Origin of the sequence: Pseudomonas trivialis (genome assembly GCF_001439805.1) — a bacterium.
Taxonomy (GTDB): domain Bacteria; phylum Pseudomonadota; class Gammaproteobacteria; order Pseudomonadales; family Pseudomonadaceae; genus Aquipseudomonas; species Aquipseudomonas trivialis.
Window position 1 is genome coordinate 145,017 of sequence record NZ_JYLK01000004.1, and the last position, 11,977, is coordinate 156,993.

Consider the following 11,977-nt stretch of genomic DNA (forward strand, 5'->3'; position numbering starts at 1 on the left):
CGCTGTGGAAAAATCGGTCCTTCCAAAATACACGTTAAGCCCCAGCATTTTTCACCTCAATTTTGTGACCGGCGCGGCCAGTCGGCCAGCACGACAACTTTCAAGGAAGGTGAGACGGGTCTGTTATAGAGCTGCCCCTCCATTACACCATCGATGATGACGCCGTTTTTATGGCTGCCGCCTGACTTCACCGGCACGCCTGCTCGCGAACCCAGCGTTTGCGCATCGACCACCCTGATGTGCTCTTTCAAGCCCAGCAAATACAACGCCGAGTCCCCATCAATGCCCTCGCCCGCCGACGCCAGCACGCCCGGATAGGTGCGGTGCGCGTGGTAGGCACTGTCCTCGCCATACAGTTTCATGAAGGGATCCGAAGCCTTTTGAGCGTCCTGCTCAAGGCTCTTGCGCTTGTTCATCACGGCAAACAGAAAGCAGGCATCCTTGACCATTCCTTCATCGCCACCGCTGAACTTTGCAGCCCTGAACGCCAGGTTCAACTCTTCAATCGATATAGTGAGTTCGACACCATCTCTCATCGTGATGCTGTAGCCGTCCCCGGTTTCCACCACGTCCTCAAATACACTGGCCGGGCTCTGTCCACACGTCATCATTGCAACTTTGATGGCGCCTATATGTTCTTCCCTGCCAGAGCTGCCCAAGTAAGGATAGTTTTCGTATGACGCACGCAGTCCATTGACAATGTCGTCCGGCTTTTGTCCTTTGGGTGTTGTCGATAAGAAGTTCGTCAGCGGTTCATAGTGCTCATCTGCAAACATCTCCGTCAGTTCGCCATCAAAATGGGTACGGGTCGCTGCCAGATTTGACCGTTCCATGAACGGTGCCAGCCTACTGCGCCAGACATTGTCCGTGGACACCGGCTCAGCGCGCGGAGCGGGCGCGACATCCATGAGCGGCAGTGGACTGGGCAGCGTTTTATCCCTGGCCATCCATTTATTCAATGCACTGACCAATGCGTCGTACATCTTCAACAAGGCAGCCAACTCGGGATCTTTTTCCTGCGCCGTTAAATGGTGGCCAATCTCGCTAAGTGCCGAGAACTGTGGAAGAGGATTAACGTTATGACTCGCCGCCGGTTGATTATTGATCGACTCAGGCATTTTGCTAATGCGCGCGGGATTTTTACCGCCCAATGAAAACATCATCAGACGATTGTTGTACGCAGAACTCATGAACATGACATTCAAGTCTCGGTAATTAAAATAAAAGGTCAACCCGTCAACGTGGGTACTTTTGCGTGGCGAATCGAAGATGATCGTTCCGGCCACCCGCGGGCTAATACGTAACAACGACCTTCGATTTCAAACAATTACCATCGGAGAAATCCGCAGGCTCGGCCTGTTTGTCCGAAGGCACGCGGCCCTGCTGGAACTGACGCGGTGTACAACCAAACTCACGCCGAAACACCGTGTGCAGATACTGCGCCGAAGTAAAGCCGCAACGTGAAGCGATATCGGCAATCGCCAGCGCCTGGTTGCCCAACCCCTTGGCAGCCGCGGCGAGCTTGAAGCGCAGGATCTCGTCATGCACGCTGCAGCCGCGCACCTTGCGAAAGTGCGCTTCCAGGGAAGAACGCGACACGCCCACATAGGCTGCTACCTGCGCAGTCTTGATGCCTTGGCAGGCGTACTGGCGAATAAACAACAGGGCTTGCATCACATACGGATTGCCCAGTGGTTGATGCAGGCTGGAGGCCTGCACGTTGATCGCATCCGGCGGCACCAGCACCTGGGTGCCCGTGCAGGGTTTGCCGTGCAACATCTGGTGCAGCAACGCGGCGGCGGTGCGGCCCATGGTCTCGGTGCCCTGGATCACCGAACTGAGCGGCACCCGCGTAAGCGTGCGCGTCAGCGGGTCGTTGTCGATGCCGATCAGGGCGACCTGCTCCGGCACCGCAATGCCCGCCGTGAGACACGCCTGCAAGAGCTGCCGGGCGCGGGCGTCGGTGACGGCGATAATGCCGATGGGCTTGGGCAGGCTGTGCAGCCAGGCGATCTGCTGCTCCACCGCGCTGTCCCACAGCGGCGCGCTGGTGCCCAGGCCGCGATAGATCTGCACCGCCAGACCGTCGCGCTGCATCAGCCCACGAAAGGCCTTCTCACGTTCCTGGGCCCACCGATTGGCCTGGGCTTCGGGCAGGCTGAAACAGGCAAACCGGGTCAGCCCGGCCTCGATCAGGTGTTCGTAGGCGAGCTTCATCAGCGCATGGTTATCGGTGGCCACGTAGGGAATGCCCTTGGGATAGGCGCGCACATCCTCGTAGGAGCCCCCCACCGCCACCACCGGCAACGTGCTCCCGGCCAGCGCCTCGCCGATCAGCGGGTCATCGAAATCCGCAATGATGCCATCGCCCTGCCAGCGCTCGATGCCCTTGAGGCGGCACAGGAAATCCTCTTCCAGAAACAGATCCCAGGACGCGCGGGTGCTGCTCAGGTAATTGCCGATGCCCGCGATGATGCCGCGGTCGTAGATTTTGCTGCCGTTGAAGAGCAAGGCGATGCGGTGGACGGGCGGTAGGGTTTTCATTGTTTTTATCCTGGGGCCGGTCGGTGCAAACAGGTACGCAGAGGTCTGACTGCCAAGGATAGCGGACCTGGGATGAGGCCCGCTTAACTTACCTAAATTCCACCAGCATGGCTGCAACTACTGACCAAAAGACGGAACCGATCAACATCATCATATTGATGGCCAACAGGCGTTTTAGGTGAGGAGGAAAATTTTTGAGATCGACGGGGTCCAGTTCTCCGATGCGAAGAGACGCCTTTGGCAACGTCACCATTCCGGCAATTTTTGATATTTCCCAAAGCGACCAGATTACCCCCCTCTTTCCCAGGCTTGTCCCACATATATAAATAAAGCGACTGTTCCTCAGTGCCTCTTTCATAGACTCCAGGTGCCGACGACTTAGGTAAAAACTAAAGGTAACGCCAGCAACTGCGAGAAAAATTGGCCCACCTGTAACAATGATTGCAATCCAAGGAGGCCAAGTATCAACACTGGTCATGGTTGTCTGGCCTCGTAAATTTTTTCACCTAAGTACTCACCCGTTTTACCACCGTAAGTCGTACCCACCCATGCGCCGGTACCTACAACAGCAGCAACGCAAATAACACCACCTACCCCTGTTGTGACGCCAAGCGCAACGCAGACCGCAGTACTGGCATAGCTGGCTGCCAATCCGGTTGCACCACCTACAGTGGTTGACCCGACGAATTTTCCTCCTTCGGTAAACTTAACCTTCTCACATGCTGCACCGGAATCCCCATTACACACCTGCTTAACCGCCAACAACGAAGACACCCCGCCAAGCCCAATGCCGATGTACCCCCCTGCCTTCATATACTTCGTGGCACGACTAACCGCCTCCACATGAGAGGCATACCCCGGAATCTGCCCCGGCCCACCTGCCTTGTCCCAGTGATGCACCAGGCTTCGACTAGATATACCCAGGGCCGCTTTCAACTTCGGGTGATCGCCCAGGGTTGTCTGGCCGCGCAAGCGAGTGGAATTCACCAAGTGCGCATCCAGCTGTTTCAGAAGCCGCTGGCGATCCGCAAAGAACTGTGGCGATTGGAGGTGGCCGTGCAGGCGATAGCTTTGCTGATGCAAACGTTCGATAGCCTGAAGGGTACCGCGCAGATTGCTCAGATGCTTTTCCATCACCACCGCACTGACGCCCAGCCAGGTCGAGCCATGGCCGATGAAACCGGCAATTTCAGGCCCATGGCGATGCATAAAGTCGGCTTCCTCAGGCGTCAGGGATTCCAGTGACGCCTCAACCTGTTGAGCAGCCCGCATCAGTTGCGCTTCCTGATAGGTGCAGGCGCTGTTATTCGGATCGCTGAGCACGATCAGCGAGCCGGCTTTCACAGTGCCCATGTTGGGGTTGAGCGCTTGGAACTTGCGCATTACGGCCGGATCGATTGCCGGGAAAAGTGTGGCCTCCAACGCCTCGCGGGAGGTGCTTTGGGGCACGATGTAAAAGCCGGGGTCCTCCCCTTGTACGCCGTTGAATGCTGCCGGGGTCGCGGTGCTCGAAGCGTTGTAAGCGCTGTGAGAGAGCGCAACCTGCGGGCTTTCGGCCATTGTTCGGGGCGGCCCGGATGCCCCACTGGAAGTTCGTGGTGCCGTGTTCCGGCTCTCGTAGGTGGCCGTGTGGACCGACGGTATCAACCGGGCTTTACAAGGGCAGCCACTGTGACTATCCAGCGTACCGGCCATGAGCCTGCCGTCATTGTTGATATGGGCAATGCCGCCAATGATGGGATAGGTGTGGCCATCTTTCCCGCAACTGACCCGATCTCCTTCATAAGCGTGGAGGAGGCCATAGAAGTTGATGCGGTTATCCCCATCCAGCACCTCCCCGCCACAGGTGGTTTTGTCACCGAGACCAATGAAATGACCTGCGCTCATAACGTTTCCTTGTTCTATTCGGGCCAGCCGACAATCTTCCCTGAAACTTTGAAGAGGCACTCTCTGGACGTAAAGTCAGACGCTTCCCCAAATCATGTACTACCGGGCCTGCGTTTCATCAGCCACTCAAAATCGCACCACACCTTGGTGATTTTCATAATCGGCAGGCCACGGGCCGTTGCTAGTATCCAGACACCGCCAAGAACAATAAGGAAAACGCCATGCCGTACTTCCCCGGTGTCGAGAAGGTTCGCTTCGAAGGCCCAGACAGCGACGCCCCCCTCGCCTTTCGCCATTACGATGCCAACAAGCTGATCCTCGGCAAACCCATGCGCGAACACCTGCGCATGGCCGTCTGTTATTGGCACACCTTTGTGTGGCCAGGCGCGGATGTGTTTGGCGCAGGCACCTTCAAGCGGCCGTGGCAGCGCAGCGGTGATCCGATGGAAGTCGCCATTGGCAAGGCGGATGCGGCCTTCGAGTTTTTCTCCAAGCTGGGCATCGACTACTACAGCTTTCACGACACCGATGTGGCGCCCGAGGGCAGCTCGCTCAAGGAATACCGCAACCACTTTGCGCAGATGGTCGACCATCTGGAGCACCATCAGGAGCAGAGCGGTATCAAGCTGCTGTGGGGCACCGCCAACTGCTTCAGCAACCCGCGCTTCGCCGCCGGCGCCGCGAGCAACCCGGACCCGGAAGTGTTTGCCTGGGCCGCCGCCCAGGTGTTCAGTGCGATGAATGCCACGCTGCGACTCAAGGGCTCCAACTATGTGCTGTGGGGCGGCCGTGAAGGCTATGAAACCCTGCTCAACACCGACCTCAAGCGCGAGCGTGAACAGCTTGGCCGTTTCATGCGCATGGTGGTGGAGCACAAGCACAAGATCGGCTTCAAGGGCGACCTGCTGATCGAACCCAAGCCTCAGGAGCCGACCAAGCATCAGTACGATTACGACAGCGCCACGGTGTTCGGCTTCCTGCACGAGTACGGGCTGGAGCATGAGATCAAGGTCAATATCGAGGCCAACCACGCAACGCTGGCCGGGCACAGTTTTCACCATGAAATCGCGACGGCCGTGTCCCTGGGCATTTTCGGCAGTATCGACGCCAACCGTGGCGACCCGCAGAACGGCTGGGACACCGACCAGTTTCCCAACAGCGTCGAGGAAATGACCCTGGCCACCTATGAGATCCTCAAGGCTGGCGGATTCAAAAACGGCGGCTATAACTTTGATTCCAAGGTGCGTCGCCAGAGCCTGGACGAAGTGGACCTGTTCCATGGGCATGTCGCGGCCATGGACGTGCTGGCCCTGTCGCTGGAGCGGGCGGCGGCGATGGTGCAGAACGACACGCTGCAGCAGTTCAAGGATCAGCGCTATGCCGGCTGGCAACAGCCCCTTGGCCAGGCGGTGCTGGCCGGTGAGTTCAGCCTTGAGTCGCTGGCCGAGCATGCGTTCACCCATGAGCTCAACCCGCAGGCCGTGAGTGGGCGGCAGGAGATGCTGGAGGGTGTGGTCAACCGGTTTATCTATCGGTGAGGTTTGGCTTGTGTGGTGAGCCTGCTTCTGTGGCAAGCGGGTTCATTGTGGCGAACGGGCTTGTTGTGGCGAGCGGGCTTGCCCCGCGTTGGGCTGCGAAGCGGCCCTGAAACCAGACGCCTCGGTTGTATCAGGTAAAACTGCGGTGTATGAATTGGGGGCCGCTTCGCGCCCCAACGCGGGGCAAGCCCGCTCGCCACGACCAGTAATGTGTTTGCCTAGAGTCTTCCAACAACAATAAAAGGACGCACCACCATGAAGTCATTCAAACGTACCCTGCTTGCCGCCACCCTGGCGATGCTCGCCCTGCCGGTGATGGCCGACCCTGCGCATCCGAAGATCGGCTTTTCCATTGACGACCTGCGTCTGGAGCGCTGGTCCCGCGACCGTGATTACTTCGTGGCGGCGGCGGAAAAGCTCGATGCCAAGGTGTTTGTGCAATCGGCCGATGCCAATGAGCAAAAGCAGATTTCCCAGATCGAAAACCTGATCTCCCGGGGTGTCGACGTGATCGTGATCGTGCCGTTCAACGCCACGGTGCTGACCAACGCGGTCGCCGAGGCCAAGAAGGCCGGCATCAAGGTGGTGTCCTATGACCGCCTGATTCTCAACGCAGACATCGACGCCTACATCTCCTTCGATAACGAAAAGGTCGGCGAAATGCAGGCCAGCGGCGTGCTGCAGGCAGCGCCCAAGGGTAATTACTTCCTGCTTGGCGGCGCGCCCACCGACAACAACGCCAAGGTGCTGCGCGAAGGCCAGATGAAGGTGCTGCAACCGGCCATCGACAAAGGCGATATCAAGATTGTCGGCCAGCAGTGGGTCAAGGAATGGAACCCTACCGAAGCCCTGAGCATCGTCGAGAATGCCCTGACCCGTAACGACAACAAGATCGATGCCATCGTCGCCTCCAACGACGCCACCGCCGGCGGCGCCATCCAGGCCCTGGCCGCGCAGAAACTGGCGGGCAAGGTGCCGATCTCCGGGCAGGACGCCGACCTCGCCGCGATCAAGCGCGTGATCGACGGCACCCAGACCATGACCGTGTACAAGCCGCTCAAGCTGATCGCCACCGAAGCCGCCAAACTTTCGGTGCAACTGGCCCGCAGCGAAAAACCGGCCTACAGCTCGCAGTACGACAATGGCAGTAAAAAGGTCGACACCATTCTGCTGACGCCGACCCCGCTGACCAAGGCCAATGTGGACCTGCTGGTGAAGGACGGCTTCTACACCAAAGAGCAGATCGGCGGGCAGTGACCGTCATGGCCGACTACCTGCTGCAAATGAACGGCATCGTCAAACGTTTTGGCGGTGTCAATGCGCTGAACGGCATCGATCTCAAGGTACGCCCCGGCGAGTGCGTGGGCCTGTGCGGCGAGAACGGTGCCGGCAAATCCACGCTGATGAAGGTGCTGTCGGCGGTCTACCCGCACGGCACCTGGGAGGGCGAAATCCTCTGGGACGGGCAGCCGCTTCAGGCCCAGTCCATCCGCGAGACCGAAGCCGCCGGCATCGTCATCATCCACCAGGAACTGACGCTGGTGCCGGACCTTTCCGTGGCCGAAAACATCTTCATGGGCCACGAACTGACCTTGCCCGGCGGGCGCATGAACTACCCGGCGATGCTGCACCGCGCCGAAGCCCTGATGCGTGAACTGAAGGTGCCGGACATGAACGTGGCGCTGCCGGTGTCGCAGTATGGCGGCGGCTATCAGCAACTGGTGGAGATCGCCAAGGCCCTCAACAAACAGGCGCGCCTGTTGATCCTCGACGAGCCCTCCTCGGCCCTGACCCGCTCCGAAATCGAGGTGCTGCTCGACATCATCAAGGGGCTCAAGGCCAAGGGCGTGGCCTGCGTGTACATCTCTCACAAGCTCGATGAAGTGGCGGCGGTGTGTGACACCATCGCGGTGATCCGCGACGGCAAGCACATCGCAACCACGGCCATGGCCGACATGGATATTCCGCAGATCATCACGCAGATGGTCGGGCGCGAAATGAGCAACCTCTACCCCGCCAGGCCTGATGCGGTGGGCGAAGTGATCTTCGAAGCGCGCCACGTCACCTGCTACGACGTGGACAACCCCAGGCGCAAGCGTGTCGACGATATTTCCTTCGTGCTCAAGCGTGGCGAAATTCTCGGCATCGCAGGTCTTGTGGGCGCCGGGCGCACGGAGCTGGTGTCGGCGCTGTTCGGTGCCTACCCCGGACGCTACAGCGCCGAGGTGTGGCTGGACGGCGACGTGATCGACACGCGCACGCCGCTCAAGTCGATCCGCGCCGGGCTGTGCATGGTGCCCGAAGACCGCAAGCGCCAGGGCATCATCCCCGACCTGGGCGTGGGCCAGAACATCACCCTGGCGGTGCTCGACACCTATGCGCACCTGACGCGCATCGATGCCGAGGCCGAACTGGGCAGCATCGACCAGCAGATCGCGCGCATGCACCTGAAAACCGCCAGCCCCTTTTTGCCAATCACCAGCCTCTCCGGCGGCAACCAGCAAAAGGCGGTGCTCGCGAAAATGCTGATGGCCAAACCCAAGGTGCTGATCCTCGACGAGCCCACGCGCGGGGTGGACGTGGGCGCCAAATATGAGATCTATAAACTGATGGTCGCACTGGCAGCCGAGGGTGTGGCGATCATCATGGTGTCGTCGGAACTGGCCGAAGTGCTGGGCGTTTCGAACCGCGTGCTGGTGATCGGCGACGGCCAGCTGCGCGGCGACTTCGTCAACCAAGGCCTCACCCAGGAACAGGTGCTCGCCGCCGCGCTCAGCCAAAACAATAATGATCGGAAGACCGCCTAGATGAATCAGGTCAAACAGCTTTTTACCCGCTACAAAATGCTCGCGCTGGTGATCGCCGTGGCGTTCATCTGGCTGTTTTTCAGCTGGCAGACCGAAGGCGGTTTTCTCACGCCGCGCAACCTGTCCAACCTGCTGCGGCAGATGTCGATCACCGGGATTCTGGCGTGCGGCATGGTGCTGGTGATCATCAGCGGCGAGATCGATTTGTCGGTGGGCTCGTTGCTCGGGTTGCTGGGCGGGCTGGCGGCGATTCTCGACGTGGTGTATCACGTCCCGCTGCTGGCCAACCTGAGCCTGGTGGCGTTGTGCGGGCTGATGATCGGCCTGGCCAACGGGTATATGACGGCGTATCTGCGCATCCCTTCGTTCATTGTCGGTTTGGGCGGCATGCTGGCGTTTCGCGGGATTCTGCTGGGGATCACCGGCGGCACCACCATCGCGCCGGTGTCGCCGTCGCTGGTGTATGTGGGCCAGGGTTATCTGCCGCATGGGGTGGGAATCGGGCTTGGGGTCTTGCTGTTTGCACTCACCGTGTTTCTCACCTGGAAGCAGCGGCGCAACCGCGCACTGCACGGCCTGACCGCGCATTCGCCGGTGCGTGACGGGCTGCGTGTGGTGCTGATCGGCGCGGTGCTGGCCGGGTTTGTCACCACCCTCAACAGCTACGACGGCATCCCGGTACCGGTGCTGCTGTTGCTGGCGCTGCTCGGGGTGTTCAGCTACGTCACCAGCCAGACCGTGTTCGGCCGCCGGGTGTATGCGGTGGGCAGCAACATGGAAGCCACACGGCTGTCGGGTATCAACGTGCAGGCGGTGAAGCTGTGGATCTTCGGCATCATGGGCGTGATGTGCGCCCTCGCCGGCCTGGTCAATACCGCGCGCCTGGCGGCCGGGTCGCCGTCCGCCGGGAACATGGGAGAGCTGGATGCGATTGCCGCGTGCTTTATCGGCGGCACCTCGATGCGCGGCGGTTCGGGCACGGTGTATGGCGCGCTGCTGGGCGCGCTGGTGATTACCAGCCTGGATAACGGCATGTCGATGCTGGACGTGGACAGTTACTGGCAGATGATCGTCAAGGGCAGCATCTTGGTGCTGGCGGTGTGGGTGGATGTGAGTACACGCACGGGGCGGCGATAGCACCTGTAGGAGCCGGGCAAGCCCTGATGCCGTTCAGTTAAGGAAAGTTTGTGGGCTTATGTGGCGAGCGGGCTTGCCCCGCGTTGGGGTGCGAAGCGCCCCCAATTAAGGAAAACACCGTGTATCTGACACTGCTCAGAGCCTGATTTTGGGGCTGCTGCGCAACCCGACGCAGGACAAGCCTGCTCGCCACAGGGAATTTGCGCTTAACTGAACGGCATTGGGGCAAGCCCTGATGCCAGTCAGTTAAGCGAACGCAATGCTCAAAGTAACGAAGATCAAATGTGGGGCGCCCCCTCAATCACGCCGGTTCCTATTCAAACGCCTGGCGATTTTCTGGCGTGATCAACTTGAACGGCACCCACACCACCGTCGACTCCAGCGCTTCGCCGCGCACAAGGCGCAGCGCGGTGTCCACGGCGCCACTGGCCTGGCCGGCAGCGTCCTGGAACACGCTGACCGCCATCTTGCCCTCAGCCATCAGTTTCAACCCATCCGGGGTGCCGTCGATACCGCCGACCCAATAGTCCCTGGCCTGCTTGCCGGCCTTTTCCAGCCCCATGATCGCGCCGATCGCCATTTCGTCGTTATTGGCCGCGATGATCGAAAAGTCGACGCCCTGCTTGACCCAGTCAATGACAATGGTGGCGGCCTGGCTACGCTCCCAGTTACCGACCTTTTTCTGTACGACTTTCATCTGCGGGTATTTGGCGACGACTTTTTCCACATCCTCGGTGCGCATCAGGGAGGACGCGTTGGCCGGGTCGCCCACCAGAATCACTACGTTGCCCTTGTAACCGGCGCGGCGCGCCAACTCTTCCATCTGCAACGTGCCCGACTCCAGCTCGTTGGAGCCGACAAAGGCAGTCTGCGCCGGCCACTTTTCCGGGTTCGGGTGGCGGTTGACGAATACCAGCGGGATCTTGGCCTCTGAAGCCAACTGCATCATTTGCGCCGCACTTTTGCCGTCAACCATCGCAATGATGATCGCATCCACCCTGGAATTGACCAGATTACGGAATTGGCGCATCTGCAAATCGATACTGTCCTTGCCATTCTCCATAAAGATGTCGGCGTTCATGACGCCGGCCTGCTGCTGCACGCCATTGCGCAGCAAGGTCTGGAAGTTATCGTCGAACTTTGCCATCCCCACGCCCAGCAAGGGCGTGGCGGCCTGGGTGAGGCCCGGGACGAACAGCGTCGCGCCCAGCGCGAGCATTAACCATGCTTTCATGTTCTGACTCCTGCGGCTCAAACGCTGAAATGATGGAGCAGCTCGCGCTGCACTTTGGCCATGTCCGACAGCTCCTGGCTGCTGATGGCGGATTGTTCCGCACCGCTCGCCGTCAGTTGGGCCGAATCGTTGATCTGAATGACCATCCGACTGGTTTCCTGCACCGTGGCACTTTGCTGCTCGGTGGCGGCGGCAATCTGAATATTCATGTCGCGGATACTGTCGACCGCGCCGCTCATGGAGAGCAACAGGTCACCGGCACCCGAGGCCAGGGACACGCATTGGCTGGACTGCACCTGACTTTCGTTCATGACGTGCACCACCGAATGAATTTTTTCCTGCATGAGCCCGATCATGTCCTGGATTTCGCTGGTCGAGGTCTGGGTACGGCTGGCCAGGGAGCGCACTTCATCGGCCACCACCGCAAAACCACGCCCTTGCTCGCCGGCACGGGCCGCTTCAATCGCCGCGTTCAGGGCAAGCAGGTTGGTCTGTTCGGCAATGGTGCGAATGGCGACCACAATGCCCTCGATGTTCTGCCCGTATTTCTGCAGCTCATCGGTCACCTGCGTGGCTTTGTTCACCTGCTCGGCCTGCTGGCGGATATTGACGATGGTCTCGGCCACGCGCTCCTGCACCCGGTGCGTGAGATCACTCGTATCGTCCACCGCCTGGCGTGTGTCCTGCGCGCGCCGCGCGACCTCTTCGACCGTGCTTTCCATCTGTGTCATGGCCGAGGCGGCCGATTGCAAGCGTTCCTTCTGCTCATCCACCACGCGGGTGGTCTGCTCGCTGTTCAAGGCATTGCTTCCAGCGGTGACGGCCAGCGC

10 protein-coding genes are annotated in these 11,977 nt (G+C 59.9%); 4 read left to right on the forward strand and 6 right to left on the reverse strand.

Annotated elements, in window-relative coordinates:
• Positions 1–56 precede the first annotated feature (56 nt).
• The 4 genes from TU79_RS07840 to TU79_RS07855 all read right to left on the reverse strand — a co-directional run bounded on the left by TU79_RS07840 (position 57) and on the right by TU79_RS07855 (position 4,431).
• Positions 57–1,190, reverse strand: coding sequence for a type III secretion protein (locus TU79_RS07840; RefSeq protein ID WP_231986845.1), 1,134 nt, complete (start codon positions 1,188–1,190; stop codon positions 57–59).
• A 103-nt stretch (positions 1,191–1,293) separates the two neighbouring features.
• Positions 1,294–2,544 (reverse strand): XylR family transcriptional regulator, encoded by a 1,251-nt coding sequence (locus TU79_RS07845; RefSeq protein WP_231986846.1) that lies wholly within the window; start codon positions 2,542–2,544, stop codon positions 1,294–1,296.
• Positions 2,545–2,632: 88 nt separating this feature from the next.
• The gene (locus TU79_RS07850) at positions 2,633–3,022 is read right to left on the reverse strand and encodes a hypothetical protein (protein ID WP_057007463.1); all 390 of its coding nucleotides are present in this window, start codon (positions 3,020–3,022) and stop codon (positions 2,633–2,635) included.
• A complete protein-coding gene (locus tag TU79_RS07855; RefSeq protein WP_057007464.1) occupies positions 3,019–4,431 on the reverse strand; it encodes a PAAR domain-containing protein in 1,413 nt (470 codons plus the stop codon). Before TU79_RS07855 ends, TU79_RS07850 begins: the two co-directional genes overlap by 4 nt.
• Positions 4,432–4,652: 221 nt before the next feature.
• Here TU79_RS07855 and xylA point away from each other — a divergent pair, with 221 nt between their 5' ends.
• The 4 genes from xylA (at position 4,653) to TU79_RS07875 (ending at position 9,913) form a co-directional block, all read left to right on the forward strand.
• The gene (gene xylA, locus TU79_RS07860) at positions 4,653–5,969 is read left to right on the forward strand and encodes a xylose isomerase (protein ID WP_057007465.1); all 1,317 of its coding nucleotides are present in this window, start codon (positions 4,653–4,655) and stop codon (positions 5,967–5,969) included.
• A gap of 255 nt (positions 5,970–6,224) precedes the next feature.
• Positions 6,225–7,226 (forward strand): D-xylose ABC transporter substrate-binding protein, encoded by a 1,002-nt coding sequence (gene xylF / locus TU79_RS07865; protein WP_057007466.1) that lies wholly within the window; start codon positions 6,225–6,227, stop codon positions 7,224–7,226.
• 5 nt (positions 7,227–7,231) lie between these two features.
• Positions 7,232–8,776: a D-xylose ABC transporter ATP-binding protein gene (xylG, locus tag TU79_RS07870; protein WP_057007467.1), complete on the forward strand. Its 1,545-nt coding sequence runs from the start codon at positions 7,232–7,234 to the stop codon at positions 8,774–8,776.
• A complete protein-coding gene (locus TU79_RS07875; RefSeq protein WP_057007468.1) occupies positions 8,777–9,913 on the forward strand; it encodes a sugar ABC transporter permease in 1,137 nt (378 codons plus the stop codon).
• Positions 9,914–10,226: 313 nt separating this feature from the next.
• Here the strand turns inward: TU79_RS07875 and TU79_RS07880 are convergent, their stop codons facing one another.
• Complete coding sequence (locus TU79_RS07880) at positions 10,227–11,147, reverse strand: substrate-binding domain-containing protein (protein WP_057007469.1); 921 nt, start codon at positions 11,145–11,147, stop codon at positions 10,227–10,229.
• Between the two features lie 17 nt (positions 11,148–11,164).
• Entirely contained in the window at positions 11,165–11,878 is a 714-nt protein-coding gene (locus TU79_RS26855; RefSeq protein ID WP_414896202.1) for a methyl-accepting chemotaxis protein, read from the reverse strand.
• Between the last annotated feature and the right edge of the window lie 99 nt (positions 11,879–11,977).